At 68.7% G+C, this 19,111-nt stretch carries 20 protein-coding genes; 12 read left to right on the forward strand and 8 right to left on the reverse strand.

Translation table 11 applies throughout. The annotated features are described in order from the left end of the window. Nucleotides 1–10: 10 nt before the first annotated feature. From N802_RS18025 to pknB, 3 genes are read left to right on the forward strand one after another with little or no spacing between them, the layout of a single operon-like run. The gene (locus N802_RS18025; RefSeq protein ID WP_035919157.1) at nucleotides 11–1,393 is read left to right on the forward strand and encodes an FtsW/RodA/SpoVE family cell cycle protein; all 1,383 of its coding nucleotides are present in this window, start codon (nucleotides 11–13) and stop codon (nucleotides 1,391–1,393) included. Next, nucleotides 1,390–2,847, forward strand: coding sequence for a peptidoglycan D,D-transpeptidase FtsI family protein (locus N802_RS18030; protein ID WP_035919159.1), 1,458 nt, complete (start codon nucleotides 1,390–1,392; stop codon nucleotides 2,845–2,847). Before N802_RS18025 ends, N802_RS18030 begins: the two co-directional genes overlap by 4 nt. Further along, a complete protein-coding gene (gene pknB, locus N802_RS18035) occupies nucleotides 2,844–4,724 on the forward strand; it encodes a Stk1 family PASTA domain-containing Ser/Thr kinase (RefSeq protein WP_052110144.1) in 1,881 nt (626 codons plus the stop codon). Before N802_RS18030 ends, pknB begins: the two co-directional genes overlap by 4 nt. A gap of 97 nt (nucleotides 4,725–4,821) precedes the next feature. Here pknB and N802_RS18040 read toward each other — a convergent pair whose 3' ends face one another. The 4 genes from N802_RS18040 to N802_RS18055 are packed head-to-tail and all read right to left on the reverse strand — an operon-like array spanning nucleotide 4,822 to nucleotide 7,137. Then, nucleotides 4,822–5,490 carry an aminodeoxychorismate/anthranilate synthase component II gene (locus tag N802_RS18040; RefSeq protein WP_035919160.1) on the reverse strand — a complete coding sequence of 223 codons (669 nt, stop codon included), beginning with the start codon at nucleotides 5,488–5,490 and terminating at the stop codon, nucleotides 4,822–4,824. Next, nucleotides 5,487–5,684 (reverse strand): hypothetical protein, encoded by a 198-nt coding sequence (locus tag N802_RS18045; protein ID WP_035919161.1) that lies wholly within the window; start codon nucleotides 5,682–5,684, stop codon nucleotides 5,487–5,489. The genes N802_RS18040 and N802_RS18045 overlap by 4 nt, the downstream gene beginning before the upstream one ends. Continuing rightward, nucleotides 5,684–6,382: a class E sortase gene (locus N802_RS18050; protein ID WP_245613996.1), complete on the reverse strand. Its 699-nt coding sequence runs from the start codon at nucleotides 6,380–6,382 to the stop codon at nucleotides 5,684–5,686. The genes N802_RS18045 and N802_RS18050 overlap by 1 nt, the downstream gene beginning before the upstream one ends. Beyond that, nucleotides 6,379–7,137, reverse strand: a complete 759-nt coding sequence (locus N802_RS18055) for a DUF881 domain-containing protein (RefSeq protein WP_245613997.1) — start codon at nucleotides 7,135–7,137, stop codon at nucleotides 6,379–6,381. Before N802_RS18055 ends, N802_RS18050 begins: the two co-directional genes overlap by 4 nt. 59 nt (nucleotides 7,138–7,196) lie before the next feature. On the opposite strand from N802_RS18055, the gene N802_RS18060 reads away from it, so the two are divergent. Further along, on the forward strand, nucleotides 7,197–7,448 hold the full coding sequence (locus tag N802_RS18060) for a cell division protein CrgA (protein WP_035919162.1): 252 nt from the start codon (nucleotides 7,197–7,199) through the stop codon (nucleotides 7,446–7,448). Nucleotides 7,449–7,903: 455 nt separating this feature from the next. Here the strand turns inward: N802_RS18060 and N802_RS18065 are convergent, their stop codons facing one another. Together N802_RS18065 and N802_RS18070 are read right to left on the reverse strand one after the other, a co-directional pair. Continuing rightward, on the reverse strand, nucleotides 7,904–8,839 hold the full coding sequence (locus N802_RS18065) for a rhomboid family intramembrane serine protease (RefSeq protein WP_052110145.1): 936 nt from the start codon (nucleotides 8,837–8,839) through the stop codon (nucleotides 7,904–7,906). Nucleotides 8,840–8,945: 106 nt separating this feature from the next. After that, complete coding sequence (locus N802_RS18070) at nucleotides 8,946–9,464, reverse strand: peptidylprolyl isomerase (protein WP_035919167.1); 519 nt, start codon at nucleotides 9,462–9,464, stop codon at nucleotides 8,946–8,948. A 99-nt stretch (nucleotides 9,465–9,563) separates the two neighbouring features. On the opposite strand from N802_RS18070, the gene N802_RS18075 reads away from it, so the two are divergent. The 5 genes from N802_RS18075 to N802_RS18095 all read left to right on the forward strand — a co-directional run bounded on the left by N802_RS18075 (nucleotide 9,564) and on the right by N802_RS18095 (nucleotide 14,193). After that, nucleotides 9,564–10,511 (forward strand): hypothetical protein, encoded by a 948-nt coding sequence (locus N802_RS18075; RefSeq protein ID WP_035919169.1) that lies wholly within the window; start codon nucleotides 9,564–9,566, stop codon nucleotides 10,509–10,511. Between the two features lie 179 nt (nucleotides 10,512–10,690). After that, nucleotides 10,691–11,071: a hypothetical protein gene (locus N802_RS18080; protein ID WP_035919171.1), complete on the forward strand. Its 381-nt coding sequence runs from the start codon at nucleotides 10,691–10,693 to the stop codon at nucleotides 11,069–11,071. Continuing rightward, nucleotides 11,071–12,114 (forward strand): DDE-type integrase/transposase/recombinase, encoded by a 1,044-nt coding sequence (locus tag N802_RS18085; RefSeq protein WP_052110146.1) that lies wholly within the window; start codon nucleotides 11,071–11,073, stop codon nucleotides 12,112–12,114. The genes N802_RS18080 and N802_RS18085 overlap by 1 nt, the downstream gene beginning before the upstream one ends. 92 nt (nucleotides 12,115–12,206) lie before the next feature. Further along, entirely contained in the window at nucleotides 12,207–13,334 is a 1,128-nt protein-coding gene (locus tag N802_RS18090; RefSeq protein WP_084072339.1) for a PLP-dependent cysteine synthase family protein, read from the forward strand. Nucleotides 13,335–13,437: 103 nt separating this feature from the next. Further along, the gene (locus N802_RS18095; protein WP_156971502.1) at nucleotides 13,438–14,193 is read left to right on the forward strand and encodes a hypothetical protein; all 756 of its coding nucleotides are present in this window, start codon (nucleotides 13,438–13,440) and stop codon (nucleotides 14,191–14,193) included. A 102-nt stretch (nucleotides 14,194–14,295) separates the two neighbouring features. On the opposite strand, the gene N802_RS18100 is transcribed toward N802_RS18095, so the two are convergent. After that, nucleotides 14,296–15,162: a LysR family transcriptional regulator ArgP gene (locus tag N802_RS18100; RefSeq protein ID WP_035919175.1), complete on the reverse strand. Its 867-nt coding sequence runs from the start codon at nucleotides 15,160–15,162 to the stop codon at nucleotides 14,296–14,298. Nucleotides 15,163–15,245: 83 nt separating this feature from the next. Here N802_RS18100 and N802_RS18105 point away from each other — a divergent pair, with 83 nt between their 5' ends. Next, a complete protein-coding gene (locus tag N802_RS18105) occupies nucleotides 15,246–15,860 on the forward strand; it encodes a LysE/ArgO family amino acid transporter (RefSeq protein ID WP_035919177.1) in 615 nt (204 codons plus the stop codon). 10 nt (nucleotides 15,861–15,870) lie between these two features. Here N802_RS18105 and N802_RS18110 read toward each other — a convergent pair whose 3' ends face one another. Continuing rightward, nucleotides 15,871–16,593 carry a VOC family protein gene (locus N802_RS18110; protein ID WP_035919178.1) on the reverse strand — a complete coding sequence of 241 codons (723 nt, stop codon included), beginning with the start codon at nucleotides 16,591–16,593 and terminating at the stop codon, nucleotides 15,871–15,873. A 61-nt stretch (nucleotides 16,594–16,654) separates the two neighbouring features. Here N802_RS18110 and N802_RS18115 point away from each other — a divergent pair, with 61 nt between their 5' ends. Both N802_RS18115 and N802_RS20370 read left to right on the forward strand, forming a co-directional pair. Continuing rightward, nucleotides 16,655–17,044, forward strand: coding sequence for a PPOX class F420-dependent oxidoreductase (locus tag N802_RS18115; RefSeq protein WP_035919180.1), 390 nt, complete (start codon nucleotides 16,655–16,657; stop codon nucleotides 17,042–17,044). Nucleotides 17,045–17,148: 104 nt separating this feature from the next. Further along, nucleotides 17,149–18,741, forward strand: coding sequence for a putative Ig domain-containing protein (locus N802_RS20370; protein ID WP_035919182.1), 1,593 nt, complete (start codon nucleotides 17,149–17,151; stop codon nucleotides 18,739–18,741). Nucleotides 18,742–19,111 lie beyond the last annotated feature (370 nt).

Genomic DNA, 19,111 nt, shown 5'->3' on the forward strand with positions numbered 1-19,111 from the left:
GTTGCCTGCCATGACCACAGTCTCCGCCGTCTCCTCCCGCAAGGGCCGCAACGTCGAGCTCGGGCTCCTCGTCTTCGCGGTCGCGATCGTCGCGCTCGCCTACATCAACGTCGGCGTCGCCGTCGAGGGTGCGATCCCGCCGAGCCTCGTCGCCATCGGCATCGGCTTCGTCGGCATCACGGCCGCCTTCCACGTGACGATGCGGCTGCGCGCGCCCTATGCCGACCCGCTGATCCTCCCGATCGCCACCCTGCTCAACGGGCTCGGACTCGTGATGATCCACCGGCTCGACCTCGCCAACGGGCGCGACCTCGGCGAGAGCATGGCCCTGCGCCAGCTCATGTGGAGTGCCATCGCGGCGGGTATCGCGATCGCCGTGCTGATCATCCTGCGCGACCACCGGATCCTGCGCCGCTACACCTATCTCGCCGGCGCGTTCGGTTTCGCGCTGCTCCTGCTGCCCCTCGTGCCCGGGCTGGGCGTGGAGAACTATGGGTCGCGCATCTGGATCGCGATCGGCCCGTTCTCGTTCCAGCCCGGTGAGGTCGCCAAGATCGTGCTCGCCGTGTTCTTTGCGGGCTACCTCGTGCAGACGCGCGACGCCCTGTCGGTCGCGGGCCGCAAGATCCTCGGACTGACCCTGCCGCGTGCGCGTGACCTCGGCCCGATCCTCGTCGCGTGGATGCTGTCGGTCGGTGTGCTCGTCCTCGAGAAGGACCTCGGCTCGTCACTCCTGTTCTTCGGCCTCTTCGTCGCCATGCTCTATGTCGCGACCGAGCGCACGTCGTGGGTCGCCATCGGCCTCCTGCTCTTCGGCATCGGTGCCTGGGTGGCGAACCTCCTCTTCAGCCACGTCCAGCGGCGCGTCCTGCTCTGGCTCGACACCTTCAGCCGCGAAGCCCTCGACACCTCCGACCAGCTCGCCCGCGGCCTCATGGGCATGGCGTCCGGCGGCATGCTCGGCACCGGTCTGGGGCGCGGACGGCCCCAGGAGACCTATTTCGCCGAGAGCGACTTCATCATCCCGAGCTTCGGCGAGGAGATCGGCCTCGTCGGCGTCTTCGCGCTGCTGCTCCTCTATGTCCTCCTCATCGAGCGCGGCCTGCGCACCGCCATCGGTGCGCGCGACGGCTTCGGCAAACTGCTCGCGTCCGGCCTCGCGTTCTCCGTGGCGCTCCAGTGCTTCGTCGTCGTCGGTGGCGTCACGCGGGTCATCCCGCTGACCGGCCTGACCATGCCCTTCCTGTCCCAGGGCGGTTCGTCCCTGCTCGCGAACTGGACCCTGGTCGCGCTGCTCCTGCGGATCAGCGACCACGCCCGCCGTCCCGTCCCCGACCCGGAGGCACCCAACCCCGTGGCCAATGAGCAGACCCAGGTGGTGAAGCTGCGATGAACGCACCGATCCGCCGACTGTCCTTCGTCGTCGCGCTGCTCTTCGCATCGCTCCTCGTGTCGACGACCATGATCCAATTCGTCTTCGCCAAGGAACTGAATGCCCGCCCCGACAACCGGCGCACCCTGCTGAGCAGCTATGCCCGTGAGCGGGGGCAGATCCTCGTCGGTGACACCGCCATCGCGAAGTCGGTGCCCGCCAACAACCAGTACAAGTGGTTGCGCACCTACCCCGGTGGGGCGGCCTACGCCCACGTCACGGGCTACTACTCGTTCTACGGCGCCGGCGGCGGGCTCGAGCAGGCCGAGAACGGCCTGCTGTCCGGCAGCAGCGACAAGCTGGCCTTCCGCCGGGTGTCCGACCTCTTCACCGGACGCAAGACCGTCGGTGCGAGCCTCGAACTCACCATCAACGCCAAGGTGCAGCAGGCCGCCATCGAGGCGCTCGACGGGCGCCGGGGCGCGGCCGTCGCCGTGAACCCCACCACCGGCGAGATCCTCGCGATGGTGAGCAACCCGTCCTACAACCCGGCCCCCCTCGCAGGTCACGACCTCGGGAAGGTCGACACGGCATACAAGGCCTTGAACGGCAACGAGAACAAGCCGCTCGTCAATCGCGCGATCGGCGGCGACCTCTATCCGCCCGGCTCCACCTTCAAGATCGTCACCGCCGCCGCTGCGCTCGAGAGCGGGCGCTTCCAGCCCGACTCCGAGCTGCCCGGGCCGGCCGAACTCGACCTGCCGCAGACGACCGTCGGCCTGCCCAACATCGGCAATCGTGCCTGCGGCCCCGATGACAAGACGACCTTCCTCCACGCCATGGAGATCTCCTGCAACAGCGCCTTTGGTCACCTGGGCCTCGAGCTCGGCGCCGACGCGCTGCGTGACCAGGCCGCGAAGTTCGGTGTGGGAGACCAGCTTTCGATCCCGATGCGGGTCACGCCGAGCTCCGTGCCGGCCGAGCTCAACCAGCCGCAGCTGGCGCAGTCGGCCGTCGGCCAGTACGACGTGCGGGTCACCCCGCTCCAGGTCGCGATGTTCAGCGCCGGCGTCGCCAACCGCGGCACGGTCATGAAGCCGCACCTCGTGAAGTCGGTCCTGTCGAGCGATCTCAGCATCATCGAGCGCGCCGAGCCGGAGGAGCTGTCCCAGGCAGTCTCGCCCGAGGTCGCCGCCCAGCTCACCGAGATGATGGAGGCCGTCGTCGAGAACGGCAGCGGCGAGCCGGCCCAGATCGACGGAGTGCGGGTCGCGGGCAAGACCGGCACGGCAGAGACCGACCGGGTGCAGCGTGCGCACGCCTGGTTCACCGGCTTCGCGCCGGCCAACGACCCACAGATTGCGGTGGCGGTGGTCGTCGAGAACGGCGGCGACCCTGACAGTGAGGCACGTGGAGGTGGCGCCGTCGGCGGCCCCATCGCCAAGGCCATGATCGAAGCGGGGCTGCAAAAGTGAACGCCGACACCAACACCGAACCCCTGTTGCTGGGGGGTCGCTACGAGGTCGCGGAGCTCATCGGCCGCGGCGGCATGGCCGAGGTCCACCTCGGCCACGACACCCGTCTGGGCCGACAGGTCGCGATCAAGATGCTCCGCTCCGACCTGGCCCGCGATCCGTCCTTCATCAAGCGCTTCCGGCGGGAGGCCCAGTCCTCGGCCGGCCTGAACCACGCGTCGATCGTCGCGGTCTATGACTCCGGTGAGGACCACACCGTCGAGTCGGGCGGGGCGCGCGTCGCCGTGCCCTACATGGTCATGGAGTACGTCGAGGGCGAGACGCTGCGCGAGGTCCTCAACGAGCGCGGGAAGCTGCCCACCGAGGAGGCCTGTCGCGTCACGGAGGGTGTCCTCGACGCCCTCGCCTACAGCCACCGCATGGGCATCGTCCACCGTGACATCAAGCCCGCCAACGTCATGGTGGCCAAGGACGGCTCGGTCAAGGTCATGGACTTCGGCATCGCCCGGGCCATCGCCGACACCGCGGCGACGATGACGCAGACACAGGCGGTCATCGGCACCGCGCAGTACCTGTCGCCGGAGCAGGCTCAGGGCCATGCCGTCGACGCCCGCTCCGACCTCTATTCGGCCGGCTGCATGCTCTATGAGCTCCTCACCGGGCGGCCGCCGTTCATCGGTGACAGTCCCGTGTCGATCGCCTACCAGCACGTCGGCGAGCAGCCGGTGCCGCCGTCGACGATCGAGGAGAGCCTGGGCGAGGAACTCGACGCCGTCGTGCTCCACTCGTTGGCCAAGCCGCGGGAGAAGCGCTACCAGGACGCCGCGTCGTTCCGCAGCGACCTCCAGTGCGCACGCCTGCGCCGACCGATCAGCCCCGCCGCGAGCGCATCGCTCGCAGCGTTCGCGGCCGGTGCCGCGTCGTCGCTCAGGACGTCCGAACCGACCGAGGTGTATGCCGCCCAGACCAGTCCGGCGGACGGCTCCACCCCCGTGCCCGCTCCTGGTTCGGTGACGTCGACGTTCCCCGCAGCGGTGGACCACGACGCTGGGCGTCGCCGTCATGGCGCGCGAGTGGCGTTGCTCGTCGTCGCGATGCTTGCGGCGCTCACCCTGCTCGGCTTCGGCATCGTGCAGTATCGCCAGGTGCAGGCGGAGGCCGCGAAGGTCGGCGTTCCTCAGCTCGTGAACCTGCCCGAGGCGACAGCCAAGATGCGCCTCGCCGACCAAGAGTTGGTCGGGAAGTCGACCCAAGCGGCGCACGACACGATCCCTGAGGGGTCGGTTGTCTCCCAGAACCCGGATCCCGGCGTGCTCGTCGAGAAGGGGATCACCATCACCTACGTCGTCTCGACGGGGCCGAGTTCCGTCCTGGTCCCTGACCTCGCGGGGATGACCGTCGAGGAGGCGACCGCCGAGCTCGAGAAGGTCAAGCTCACGGTGGGCACGACGGCCAAGGTCGACAGCAAGGAGCCCAAGGACCGCATCGTGTCGAGCGCGCCCAAGGCTGGCGAGAGCCTCGCACCCGGCGCCAAGGTCAATCTCAGCGTCTCCACGGGGCAGGTCGTCGTTCCCGATCTGACCGGGAAGACCGTCGACGAGGCGGCCAGCATGCTCTTCGGCCTCGGTCTGAAGATGGACACGTCCTTCCGCACGACCTCGCGTGCCCGGGCCGGCACTGTCGTCGACCAGAACCCGGACGACAAGGAGAAGGTTGACGTCGGCACAGAGGTGACGATCGTCGTGGCCCAGCGGGCAGCTCCTCGGCCCACCGTGACGACGACCCGACCGGCCGAACCGACACCGGAGCCGACCACACCTGAGCCGGCGCCCACGACGCCGAACCCGACGCCGTCGATCTCGATCACGCTCCCCTGACCCAGCCCCCGGCAGCCCCCCCCGACCTACCGGGGGTGCCGGTAGGTCGGGGGTGCCGGGTCGGGCGTGCCAGGTCGGGGGGTGCCGGGCCGGCCGGTCAGTCGGTCGCTGCGACGGCCCTGGCGACGCCGGCGGCGTCGTGCACCAGCGGGCTCAGCCCGTGGGAGCGCTCGACCGCACCCTCGTCGCCGCAGATCTCGAGCCAGTTCGCGAGCAGCCGGTGACCGCCCTCCGTGAGCACGGACTCGGGGTGGAACTGCACGCCGTGCAGGGGGAGCGAGCGGTGCTGGACGGCCATGATGATCCCGCTCTCGGTCTGCCCGGTGCTGAGGAGCTCCTCCGGAAGCGTCGGCGGGTCGATCGTCAGCGAGTGGTAGCGCGTCGCAGTGAACGGCGTCGACAGACCTGCGAGCACTCCATCCCCCGAGTGGTGCACCAGCGACGTCTTGCCGTGCAGCAGTTCGGGTGCCCGTCCGACCGTCCCGCCGAAGACGACGCCCAGCGCCTGGTGCCCGAGGCACACCCCGAGCATCGGCTGCTGCCGCTCGGCGCACGCCTCGATCATCGCCATCGACACCCCGGCCTCCTCGGGCGTCCCGGGGCCCGGCGAGACGAGCACGCCGTCATGGTCGGCGCCCTCTTCGGGCGTGATCTCGTCGTTGCGCACGACAGTGCACTCGGCTCCGAGCTGCTCGAGGTAGCCGACGATCGTGAACACGAACGAGTCGTAGTTGTCGACGACGAGAATGCGAGCAGGTGCAGTCATGCGATGTCCTGGAGGTGCGAGGGAGAGGGTGACGCGGGGAGGGAGACGGTGTTGTCGCCATAGGGCAACCAGTCCGCCACGAGCGGGAACACCCACTCGAAGCAGACCCAGACGACGAGGCCGAGCAGCACGATCATCGCAGCCAGCTTCACCGGGACGGGACCGGGAAGCGCACGCCAGAGTGCGGCATACATCAGGAAACCCCCGCTGCAGAGGTGACGGCCACGTCCAGGGAAGGGGCACCCGAGGCCCGGGGTCGCGTCTCGACGAGCTCGGCGTGGACGATGTAGCGCTGCTTGGCGCTGTAGCGCGGGTGGCACGCCGTGAGCGTCATGACGGCTTCGGTCGGCTTCGCAGCCCGACTCACGTCCCCCGGCACCGGCGCGATCACCTCACCCTGGGACGGCAGGACGATCGAGTGCGACGAGACGGCATAGACGGTCCAGCCCTTCACGGTCTCGACGACGATGCGGTCACCGTCGCGCAGCCGGTCGATGTCTGCGAGCGGTTTGCCGTAGGTCGTGCGGTGCCCCGCGACCGCGAAGTTCCCGATCGACCCGGGCTCCGCCGTGCCGACGTAGTGCCCGAGTCCGCGTGCGAGGTCGTCGGCCGTCGTGCCCTCGACGAGGGGTCGCGCCCAGTCGGCACCGAGACGCGGGATGCGGACGATCGCGGTGGCATCGGCCGGATGCCCGACGGGCGCGGTGTCGTCAGCTGGCTCCGACACCGTGGCGAACTGCGCCGAGAGCGACGACACCGACGCCGCCTGCGCCCGGTCGGACTCGACGTCGGTCCACCAGAACTGCCACACCACGAACAGAGCGACGAGCACCCCTGCAGCGACGAGGAGTTCACCGATGACTCCAGCGACCCGCGACAAGCTGCGGCTCACTCACGCACCGTGGCGAAGTCGGGCGTGATCGACCCCGAGAACGCGGGGAACTCGTAGTTGTCCGACGACTTGACCTCGTAGCCGAGGCCGACGGCGTCGACGTACTCCTTGTAGATCGAGACCTCGGGCGACTGGTCGAGGATGGCTCGCAACTTGGCCGGGTCGCCGATGGCACGAATGCGGTAGGGCGGGGAGTAGACCCGGCCCTGGAGGATCAGCGTGTTGCCCACGCAGCGGACCGCGCTCGTCGAGACGACCCGCTGGTCCTGGATCATCATCGCCTCGGCCCCACCGACCCAGAAGGCATTGACGACCGCCTGCAGGTCCTGCTGGTGCACGATGATGTCGTCGGCGTCGAACCCGCGAGGCAACTCCGAGACGCTGAGGTCCGAGTCGTCCATGACGACCTCGACGCCGGGACCCTGGACGGCGGTGCGACCCGCGGCGGTCGAGATCGCGTCGGCCTGGCTCTTGAGGTCGTCGAGATCCGCGTTGCCCGGGGCGGTCTGGCGGGTGAGTTCGTCGACCTCGGCCGAGAGTTCCTCGAGCTCCCCGGTCATCCGCTGGTTGTCCTTGGTCTGCTCCCGGATGATGTCGGGCAGGCCGGCGGCGTCCGAGCGCAGGCTCCGCCCCTGCGCGATGGTGCTGCTCGTCGCGAAGAGGATGCCCGCGAGGATCGCGATGACAGGCACGAGCAGCGACCAGATCGTGGGTCGCGTCGTGAAGAAGGCCTTGCCCGGTACCACGGAGGTCACCGCCTTTCAGTTTCAGGCTCTACGCTAGGCCACGAATCCCAGAACCAAGGAGAGAGTCCGTGCCAGAGTCCAAGGGCCGCGCCAAGCCCGCCTACACACCGCCTCGTGCGGCGTCCAAGCCGGTCAAGCCGAACCCGCGTTGGTTCGTGCCCGTCATGCTCGGGCTGATGCTCATCGGACTCGTGTGGGTGGTGACCTACTACATCTCCGGCGTCAAGGAGTACCCGCTGCCGCAGATCGGTCGCTGGAACCTCGGCGCAGGGTTCGCGTTCATGATGGCCGGCTTCCTCATGACGACGCGCTGGCGCTGACGCCCTCCCGTTTCGCGTGCACGACCCCCGACCGCTCTGGTCGGGGGTCGTGTCGTTTGCTCTTGTATGCCGTCCGCCCCCGTCCCGGGTCCCCGCACGGTCGTGGGTTCATGGCTTCGGGATTCGTGGGTTCGCGGGGGTGGCACAGGCCCCGTGTGGACGGTCCTGTGGACAAGTCCGGGGTTGTCCACAGGAGTTGTCCCCAGTGTGGATGAATGACACCGGTGTAATCCACAGCCTGTGTGCACAATGTGGATGAATTACATCGATGTCATCCACAGGCTGCGAACGTCAGGGCGGGACGGCGCGCAGGGTCGCGGTGCGCGCTGTGCACTGCTGCGCTGGGCCGCAGCAATGCACAGCCCCGCACCACCCACTCCTCGCCGCACAGTGCACTGCTGCGTTGGGCCGCAGCAATGCACAGCGTCTCGCCGGTAGGTGGCCGAGTCCGCCGTTCAGATGAGGGACGTGGTCAGGGCGTACTTGAGGACCGCAAGGATGACGAGCACCGCGGTGATCGCGGCCAATCCGACCCAGTGGATGCCGAAACTCGCGCGCTGCGTCCCCGCCCCAGCGGTCGGCCGACGGCCGAGGTAGGCGAAGACCGCCGCACACGCCGCCCCGACGATGAGACCGCCGAGGTGGGCCTCCCAGGCGATGTTGGGGATCATGAACCCGATGACGGCGTTGATACCGATCGTCGCGTACATCATCGCGGCCGACCGACCGAGCCGCCGCTGCAGGACGAGGAAGGCACCGAAGAGTCCGAACACCGCACCCGAGGCGCCGACCGCATACGAAGTCCACGACCCGTCGTAGTTGCGCGTGCTCATCTCGAGGGGGGTTGGCGGGAACGCGAGCAGCAGGTAGACGACCGAGCCCCCGAGCGCGGAGATCAGGTACAACGCCGCGAACCGGGCCCGACCGAGCATCGGTTCGAGGTACTGGCCCATGATCCACAGGGCGTACATGTTGAAGAGAATGTGGAGGATCTGGCCCGGGCTGTGCGCAAAGGCCGAGGTGAGGAAGCGCCACGGCTCGGTGTCACCCAGATAGGGGATGAAGGCGATCGCGTCCGTCACCCGTGGCGATGCAAGCTGCCCCACGAAGACAACGGCACAGATCGCGATGATCGCCGTCGTGACGAGGGGTCGTTCGCCGACGCCCGCCATGTCGCCGCCGAAGATCGTCCGCCCCTGGCGCATGGACTTCTGGCCCTCGCGGACGCAGTCGACGCACTGCACCCCCACGGCCGCCGGCCGCTGGCACTCGTGACACACGGGCCGTCCACATCGCTGGCAGCGCACATAGGAAACCCGGTCGGGATGGCGTGGGCAGACCGGCACCTCGTCAGGAGTGCCGGTCTGTCCGTATGCCGTCGGCTCGCTCACCGTCGCGAGTCTAGTAGCGGGGTCTGTCCGTTCCCTGAGAACGACGAGCGCCCCTCCGACCCGTGGATCGGAGGGGCGCTCGTCGTTGCGCTGGAGGGTGCTGGAATCAGCCCTCGACCGTGAAGCTCTCGATGACGACATCGTCCTTGGGGCGGTCCTGCGCGCCAGTGGAGACGGCGGCGATCTTGTCGACGACGTCGCGGCTCTCCTGGTCGGCGACCTCACCGAAGATCGTGTGCTTGCCGTTGAGCCACGGGGTGGCACCGACGGTGATGAAGAACTGCGAACCGTTGGTGCCCTTGCCCATCTGCTTGCCGGCATTGGCCATGGCGAGGAGGTAGGGGCGGTCGAACTGGAGCTCGGGGTGGATCTCGTCGTCGAACGCGAAGCCCGGGCCGCCGAAGCCCTTCCCGAGCGGGTCGCCGCCCTGGATCATGAAGCCCGGGATGATGCGGTGGAAGATCAGGCCGTCGTAGTACTTGTCGGGGCTGGTGCGACCCGCGTCGTCCTTGTACTCGAGCTCACCGGTCGCCAGGCCCGTGATGGTCTTGACCGTCTTGGGTGCGTGGTCCGGGAAAAGGTTGACGTTGATGGTGCCGTGGTTGGTCTTCAGGGTTGCCTTCATGCATCCCACTGTAGGTGTTGCTCCGTGACCCTCCTGTGACAGTCGGCTGCAAACAGTGTTTGATGGAAGAAGCCGATCGTCCATCGATAGGAGAACGCTGTGTTCCGCACGAAGAGCAAGACCGAGCAGGCACGCGACGCGGTCGCCGAGCGTCTGGAGACTGCGTCGAGCGCCGCATCGGACGCGCAGACGACCGCCGCAGACCTCAAGCACCGCGCGGCAGACCTCAAGGGCAAGGCTGCGCCGCGCGTCGAGAACGCCCGCGAGACGGCCCGCGCCTACGCCGACCAGGCTGCGCCCCGCGTCCAGGAGGCCGCCGACAATCTCGCGCCCAAGGTGCAGGACGCCAAGGACACCTTCGTTGACGATGTCGTCCCCAAGTTGGCCTCCGCACTCGCGACCGTCGTCGCCGGAGCCGCCGCCGCCAAGGGGGCCGCGTCCGAGGCTGCCGAGCGTGCTCCCGACGCCTACCACGTGCTCAAGGGCGACGCCGTCGTGAAGCAGAAGAAGGGCGGCAAGAAGGGCCTGCTCCTCCTGCTCGTCGCGGCAGGTGCCGCCGCCTACGCGTGGAAGAAGTCGACCGAGAAGAAGGACCCGTGGGCGACCGCGGGCGCCTACACCCCGCCGTCGGCCGGTCGCGACTCGTCGCTCGGGGCCCACAGTTCGCCCAACGGCGCGTCCGTCGGCGACAAGGTCACTGACCTGGCCGCAGCCGCGAAGGACAAGGCCGCCGCTGCCGGCGCTGCCGCCAAGGAGAAGGCCGCCGAGGCCAAGCACGCTGCCTCCGACAAGGCGCATGAGGTCAAGGAGAAGGCTGCGGACAAGGCGGCCGAGGCCAAGGGTGCCGCAGCGGCCAAGGTCGACGAGCTCGACGAGGCCGCCGCCTCCGACTTCGGCGGCGAGCGCACCAACGAGTCCGTCTCCGAGGGCGACGCCTGGACCGATGCGGGTGAGTGGGCCGACGGTGCCGCGCCGTCGACCTCGGGCACGTCCGAAGGCGCTGACCTCTCGACGCCGCACCTCGACAAGGGTCACGACAAGGCCTAGGAGCCTCCGCTCCAAGTCCCGGCCACGGACGAACTGCGAGGCGGTATGCCGGGTGCGCACCCGGCATACCGCCTCCGCCTTTGCTTCTCCCCGACCTAGCGGGCAGGAAGTGTCGTGATCCCCTGTCTGTCAGTCTGGTGGTGAGTCAGTCGTCCTCGATCCGAGGAGATGACTGACTGATGGAGTATTCAGAGTTCACACCGGAGCAGTGGCGCGATTTGGTGTTGGAGTATCTGGCGGTGCCGCATGGCCAACGTCAGGCGTGGCGGAAGGCGCGGGGTGTGCGCGAGTACACGCTCCAGACGTGGCGCCGGAAGGTCCTGGCCGGTGTGGTCCAGTCCGGACGGATCCCTCGAGGAGGGGTGCTGGTGTCGATGGAAGAGAATCAGGAACTGGCGCGGCTACACGCCGAAAACAAGCAGTTGCGTGCCGAGTTGGACGCGGCGAAGGCGGCTGCGGAGTCGTCGGCGCGGGTGGTCGATGCGCTGGGAAAAGCTATCGAGCTCTTGCGGGGCGGGGCGGCACCCAAGGGCAGCGACGGAACCGACAGCCGCCCCTGATGGACCGGCCTGCGTGGTGGGCGTTCGAGGCTGCGCTGGTGGCCACGTTGCTCACTGCGGGCCTGTCGCAGCGTCGCGCGTTGGTGTTGCTGGGGATCTCTCGCGGCTCCTGGCAGTTGCGACTGCGCCCCCGGCCGCGCAGCCTGCAGCCGGTGCCGCACCGTCAGCGGCGTGCGCCGGCGTGGCTGAGCACGGTCGAGGTCGACGCCATCACGGCCAAGCTGACCACGGCGTTCGCGTCGGGGAAGTCGGTGTATCAGGCCTACTTCGAGGCGTGGGACGCCGCCGACCCGGTCGCGTCGTTGTCGTCGTGGTACCGCATCGCCCACGCCCACCTCGAAGCGTCCCGGCCGGTGCGGCGCAGGGCCCGTCACCGCACCACCGCGATGCCGCAGTGGGACGCGACCGGCCCGATGCAGGTGTGGTCCTGGGACATCACCAAACTCAAGGGGCCCTACGTCGGGACGTCCTACGACCTGTACGTCATCTTGGACGTGTTCTCCCGCAAGATCGTCGGTTGGCGGGTCGAAGCACTCGAGTCGGGCGACCTGGCCAAGGACCTCTTCGAACGCGCCATCACCGACCACGGCGGCGTGATTCCACGGATCGTGCACTCCGACGGCGGCGCCTCGATGACGTCGCGCACCCTGACCGAACTGTTCCGCGACCTGACCGTCCAGGTCAGCCGTAACCGGCCCCGGGTGTCGAACGACAACCCGTACTCCGAATCCTGGTTCAAGACCGCCAAGTACGCCCCGACCGCCCCGCGGTTCTTCACCGACCTGGACCACGCTCGAGCGTGGGCAGCGACGTTCGTGGCCTGGTACAACACCCAGCACCGCCACTCCTCACTGGAAGGGCACACCCCGGCCACGGTCCACGACGGAACCTGGGTTCACGTCCACCAACAACGCCAAGCCGTCCTCGCCGACCTCGCCGCAGCCCACCCCGAACGCTTCACCCAAGCCTGGCGCGTCAAGACACCCCACGCGCACGTCGTCCTCAACACCCCACAACCCGACAACCGACTCACAACAGGTTGACAGGTTCCGGATCACAGCACTTCCTGCCCGGTAGGTCGGGGGTCAAGAGGTGCGGTGGGGCAACCGTCACCGCGGCGGATAGCGTGGGCGGCATGTCAGCGTCGACCCCACCCCCCGCCGCGGCCCCCACCCCGCTCGTCGACACGGGCCTGCGCACCGAGCCCGACCGGGCCTGGGTGCGAGCGGCCATCCGCAAGTTGCGCGCCGACGCGACGCGCACGTCGGACACGCACCTCATCAGGGTGCACCTGCCCGGATGCGAGCGGGTCGAGCTCTATCTCAAGGACGAGTCGACGCACCCCACGGGCTCTCTCAAACATCGGTTGGCCCGCTCCCTGTTCCTCTATGGGTTGTGCAACGGGATCATCGGGCCCAGGACGACCGTCGTCGAGGCATCGAGCGGCTCGACGGCGGTGAGTGAAGCGCATTTCGCGCGGATGCTCGGGCTGCCCTTCGTGGCGGTCATGGCCTCGTCGACGTCGCCGGCCAAGATCGCGCTCATCGAGCGAGAGGGCGGTCGCTGCCACCTCGTCGACGACCCCACCGCGGTCTATGACGAAGCGCGGCGCGTGGCCGATGCCGCGGGAGGCGTCTATCTCGACCAGTTCAGCAACGCCGAGCGGGCGACGGACTGGCGGGGCAACAACAACATCGCCGAGTCGATCTTCGAGCAGATGGCCATGGAGGAGCACCCCGTCCCTTCGTGGATCGTCGTCGGTGCGGGGACCGGTGGCACGTCGGCGACGATCGGCCGGTTCGTCCGCTACCAGGCGCTCGACACCAAGGTGTGCGTCGTGGACCCGGAGCACTCGGCGTTCCTGCCGGCGTGGCAGCAGGACGGCGAGGCCCGCCTCGAACCGTCACGGATCGAGGGCATCGGACGGGCTCGCCTTGAGCCGTCGTTCCTGCCGCTCGTGGTCGACCGCATGCTTGGCGTGCCCGACTGCGCGTCGATCGCGGCGATGCGATTCCTGCGTGAGCGCACCGGAATTCACGCCGGACCGTCGACGGGGACCAACATCTATGGCGCCCTCAAGCTGGCGACCGAGATGCAGGAGCGCGGCGAGAGCGGGTCGATCGTGTCGCTGGTGTGCGACCGCGGCGACCGCTACGACGAGACCTACAACGATGACGATTGGGTCGCCGCGGCCGGTCACGATCTGTCGACGTATGCCGGTGCGCTGGCTGCCGCGTGGGACGAGGGTCGCTGGAGCGGTTGAGTGGAGATGGCCTGATCGACCTTCCGCGGTGGTCCACCTGTCCTTGCGGAGAGGGCCCGATCGGGCGGTATCCGGGCTGCGGGGCCGTTGGCACCATCAAGAGATGAGCCTTGCCGGCGTGCGTGGCGCTGTCGTCCTCGTCGTCGTCCTCATCGCCGGATGCAGTTCGACGACCGAGACGCCGCGGCAGTTCGCGCCGTCACCTGCGAGCCAACCGCCACGGGAGGTTCCCTCCGGCACGTCGGCTGAGAACGTGGTGCCGGTCGATGGCGAGGCGGACGGGACAACCCTCTTGAGCCCCGGCCGGCACAGCCTGCGTGCAAACGGTGCGGCTGACACGGTGCACCTTGCCGTCGTCGACGTCCCGGAGGGCGTTCGGGGATACGGGGGGTTTGCCCTGCACCGCTTCACCATCCCGAGGACCGAGCCGTATCAGGGGCTGCTCTACTGGACAATCGCAGGAGTTCACGCCGACCCGTGCACGAAGTCGGGAGGGCTTCTCGACGCCGGCGCGAGCGTCACCTCGCTCGCCGATGCCCTGGCAAGGCAGGCGCTCACGACGACCACGTCGCCGCAACCCGTGAGCGTCGACGGCCACGACGGGGTGCGCCTGGATCTCGTCGCGCCGGCCGACATCGACTTCGCCGATTGCGCCGAGGGGTACTTCGACGTCTGGGTCAGCAGCCTGGGCGGCGGTCGCTATCTTCAGGCCCCGGGTCAAAGGTCCACGCTGTGGATCCTCGACGTCGACGACCAGCGTGTGGCGCTGGAGGTGAGCACCACGCCCGGCGTCTCACCGGACGACGTTCAGGTGCTCACGAAGATGGCGGAGTCGGTCACTTTCGTGCGCGCTGGCTGAGGCAGAGCCGTCGGTCGATGTCGCGAAAGTCGTGGGAGGACGCGGATATTGCCGCGACATCCGACGGCTTCCGCGTCCTGGCCGCAGCGGCGACCGGCGGACTCAGCTGCGCGGGGCATGGGCGCGGATCGTCTCGGTGAACCGGTCGACGAGGGGCGAGCGGAGTCGCCAGGCCTGCCAGTGCAGGGACACGTCCACGTGGTCGCGGGAGCTGAGCCGGACGAGTTTGCCGCTCTCGAGGTCGTCGAGACACTGCGCCTCCGGCAGCGCGCCCCACCCCAGCCCGGCCCGCACGGCGTCGGCGAATCCCTCCGACGAGGGCACCCGGTGCGTCGGCGGCTGGTCGTCATCAGCGATCCCGTGCCGGCGCAGCAAGCCGCGCTGGACGTCGTCGAGTTCGTTGAAGCGAAGCACCGGCAGCCGCGCCCAGTCGACACCGCGGCCACGCACGAACCGGTCGCGCAGCTCCGGAGTCGCCACGGGCAAGTAGCGCATCTTCCCGATTAGATTCGACGAGCAGCCCTGCACGGCAATGGGATTCGAGGTCACGGCACCCACAACGATCCCGGCCCGAAGCAGTTCGTGGCTGTGCCCCTCGTCCTCGACGTGGAGCTGGAGCACGACGCCATCCCACTGCGCCACGTCGCGCAGCACCGGCCGGAACCACGTGGCCAGCGAGTCCGCGTTGACCGCCATCGGCAACTCGCGGGGGGCCGCCGACTCGTCCAGCGCCGCGCGGGCTTCCTGCTCGATGAGCTCCTGCTGCCGGGCCAGTCGCACCAGCACCTCACCGGCGGCGGTCGGCTCACAGGGTTGCCCTCGCCGGACGACCACGCGGCCCAGCGAGTGCTCGAGTGCCTTGATCCGCTGGCTCACCGCCGAGGGCGTGACGTGAAGCTGGCGTGCAGCGGCCTCGAACGTCCCGGCGTCGATGACGGCGAGGAGCGCTCGGAGCTGGTCGGCCTGCATCGACCAAGCATAAGCATGGCTAAGGAACCCCAAGATTCTTTCGCTGGCCTTATTCGGAACAGAGGCCTAGCGTCGAAGGCATCATGAACACCACGATCCTCGCCGCTGTCGTCAGCGGCATGCTCTCCGGGCTCGCCCTCATCGTCGCCATCGGCGCCCAGAACGCGTTCGTCCTGCGCCAGGGTGTCGCCCGCGAGCACATCGGAGTCGTCGTCGCGATCTGTGCGATCAGCGACCTCGTCCTCATCGTCGCCGGCGTCCTTGGCGTCGGAGCGTTGGTCGAGAGCCGACCGGGACTGGTGCGGATCATGACGGGTGCCGGGGCGGCATACCTCATCTGGTTCGGAATCCGATCGCTCCTCGCGGCGCGGCACCCGAAGACGCTCACGGCGAGCGCGCCCACCGCGAAGGGCGCGGTGGCGGCGACCGCTCTCGCGCTCACCTGGCTCAACCCGCACGTCTACCTCGACACCGTGCTCATGCTCGGCAACCTCTCCACAGCGCACGGACCCACGGGCCGCTGGTGGTTCGGCCTGGGTGCTGGTGTCGCCAGCATCCTGTGGTTCACCGGCTTGGGGTATGCCGCCGGGCTGGCTTCGCGCTGGTTCGCTCGCCCGCGCACCTGGCAGGTCCTCGACGTCGTCATCGCGCTGGTGATGTTCGCGCTGGCGGCGATGCTGCTGCGATCGGCGTTCTGAGACGCGTGGATCAGCCAGCGGGGAAGAGCCGGAAGTCGGTGCCGTCGGGATCCTTCAGGTCCACCCAGGGCGCGGCACCCTGACCGTTGTCGTCGCGGCGGGCGCCGAGCGCAGTGAGACGCTCGACCTCGCTCTCGAGGTCGCCACCGTCGGGCGCGATGAGATCGAGGGCGATCCGGGCCTTGCCGTGCTTCTCCATGAGGGGTGGACCGCTCCACGTGACCTTGGATCCACCCTCTCGTGACTGGATCGCCGTCTCCTCGTCCTGGTCCCAGACCAGGGGCCAGGCGAGGGTCTTGCTCCAGAAGTAGCCGACGTCCTGTGTTCCGTCGCAGTTGATGCCACCGATGAAGCCGGTGTCCGCGAGGAAGGTGTTGCCGGCGGGGATGACGCAGAACTCGTTGCCGTCGGGGTCCGCCATGACCTCGTGGTCAGCATCCGATCCCTGCCCGATGTCGATGCTGCGACCACCCAGTGCTCTCGCCCTGTCGATGGTGTCCTGCATGACTTCGGGTGTGGCGCTCGTGAGATCGAAGTGGATCGTGTTCTGGCCGATCTTGGGGGCGTCAGCCTGCTCGAAACGCAGCCGATATCCCGGGCGATCCGTGCCGCTCAACGCCACCGCCCCCCACGGGTCATCGACCACGTCACGGCCGAGCAACTCACCCCAGAACTGCGCCAGCCGAGCGGGGTCCGCGGAACGGAAGCTGACGGCATACAGGAGAGCAGTCATGTTTTCGACCGTAGGGCGACCCACCACGGGGCGCAAACGCATTCCGTGCCATCCTGCGCGTGTGCCGAGCGACCCCCGTGACCTGTCCGCAGAGGCGCTCGACTTCCTGGCCGAGCGGCACCTCGCGACGCTGACGACGCTGCGTCGCGACGGGTCGCCGCATGTCGTGCCCGTCGGCTTCACGTGGGATGCCTCGGCGGGGGTCGCGCGGGTGATCACGAGCGGCGGGTCGCAGAAGGCACGCAATGCGGGGCGCGGGGGGCGGGCCGTCCTGTGCCAGGTGGAGGGAAGGCGGTGGCTCTCGCTCGAGGGACCGTGTCGAGTCCTCTCCGATCCCGCTTCGGTCGCCGAAGGCGTTTCCCGGTATGCCGTCCGCTACCGGCAGCCGCGCATCAACCCTTCACGTGTGGTCATCGAGATCGCGGTGGACCGCGTGCTGGGCAACCTCTGACGTTGGCCCGGAGCGCCGTGCGGGTTCTGCGCCAAGTGACTATTTCGCTGGGCTGACCACCGGCGCATCATGAAGGTGCGGGGGTGCGTTGCAAGGAGGCAGGCATGTCCGCTCGTCAGAGTCGCAGTCGGAGCCGGAGTCACCGTCGCGGTCGCATCGCGTGGGTGCTGGTCCTCCTGATGGCGGTGATGTCGGTCGGTCTGGCCACCACCGCCCACGCGGCCGTCAGCGTCTCGCGCGCCGAGTTGGACGGGAACCGGCTCCGGATCGAGGGGTCGTCGTTGGCCAACCGTGCGATCACGGTGGATGGCGTGCAAATGACCACCAGCGACGGGTCCGGTGAGTTCAAGATCGACCGTTCCGGCTTCACCGGTCCGGCGGACTGCACCGTCGATGTGAACGACGGCTCGGCCTCGGCCGCCAATGTCCGGCTGTCTGGCTGCACGGTCACGTCACCTCCACCCACGCCCACCCCGACACCCACGCCCACCCCGACACCCACGCCCACACCCACTCCCACTCCTTCGCCGGCAGTCACCCTCGACGGAGTGAGCGTTGGCCCCGCAACGGTGCAGGGTGGGTCGTCGTCCTCGACGACCGCGACCCTGACCGCGCCTGCTCCTCCGGGAGGGGCCGTCGTCTCCTTCTCGAGCAGCAACACGGCCGTGGCGACCGTGCCGGCGACGATGATCGTGCCGGAGGGAGTCAACAGCAGGGTCGTGGTGCAGTTCGTGTCGACGAGTCCGGTCTCGGCCACCGCGACGGCGGTGATCTCCGGGACCTACGGGGGAGTGACGCGCACGGCCACCATCACCGTCACTCCTCCTCCACCGCCACAGCCCGGCGGCGACCTCGCGTCGCTCACCCTGAGTCCGTCGACCGTCCAGACGGGGACCACCGGCACCTCTGCCACGGTGTCCTTCACCGCCCAGACGCCGACCGGAGGGGCGACGCTCTCGCTGGCGAGCAGCAACACATCGATCGCCACCGTCCCGTCGACCGTGACGGTCCCGGCCTTCAGCTCGACCGGTGCGTTCCCGGTGTCGATCAACCCCTCGGCCGTGGGCACGGCGACCATCTCGGCGACCTACAACGGGATCACGCGGTCGGCAGTCCTCACGGTCACGGCGCAAACACTGCTGCGGATCACCACGAACTCACCGCTCCCGAACGCACGGGTCGGTCAGAACTACGCCGGGTTCATCGAGGGGTGCTGCGGGCAGGGCACTCCCTACCGGTGGTCGCTCATCAACGGTCGCGTGCCGGACGGGCTGAGGTTCGCCGGCAACTCCCTGCAGCTGTCCGTCACGACAGCCGTCACCGGTGTTGCCACACGCGTCCAGACCTCGACGTTCACGGTGCGGGTCCGCGACCAAGCCGGGAACACCGCCACCAAGACCTTCACCCTGACCGTGGATCCGGCGAGCCCGCTCGTCATCACGAACGGGACCGACCAGCTCAGGGACGGTCAGGTGGGCGTCGACTACGTGGCCAGCCTCTTCCCGGGCGGCGGCACTCCGCCCTACTCGTGGTCACTGGCCAGTGGCACGCTCCCGCCGGGGCTGAGCATCCAGGCGTCACCGGGTCGAGTCCTGGGCACGCCCACGACCGCAGGCACCTTCACGTTCGTGGCACGGGTCAACGACAGCGGCGGCCAGACCGCCTCGCAGCAGTTCACCATCCGCATCCTTCCCTGACGAGGGCCAGGAAATGACACAGCCTTCCCACGGTCTGAGAGGTGCTCGATGAGTGGCCCCGGCTGGGCACGGAACGGGGGTCTGCATCGTGCGAGTCGAGGCTCAGGCCGGGCGGCAACTCCTCGTGTCGCTCACCTTCGCACGTGACGCTGACGCGCCCCGCGGTGAGAGTCCCGCCTCTGAATGGTTCACGAATGTCGACGATGCAGTCGCCGCGGTCGACGCCTTCCTGCGCAGCTTCGACTCGTCGCACGAGCGTTCCGCCGCTGAACGCGAGCGAGGCCCTCTCCCGGTCAGGGAAAGGGCCTCTCACATGTGTGGAGCCAAGGGGACTCGAACCCCTAATGGGGATGCAGCTTCCCTTCACACC

This window comes from Knoellia sinensis KCTC 19936, assembly GCF_000768705.1.
Taxonomy (GTDB): Bacteria; Actinomycetota; Actinomycetes; order Actinomycetales; family Dermatophilaceae; genus Knoellia; species Knoellia sinensis.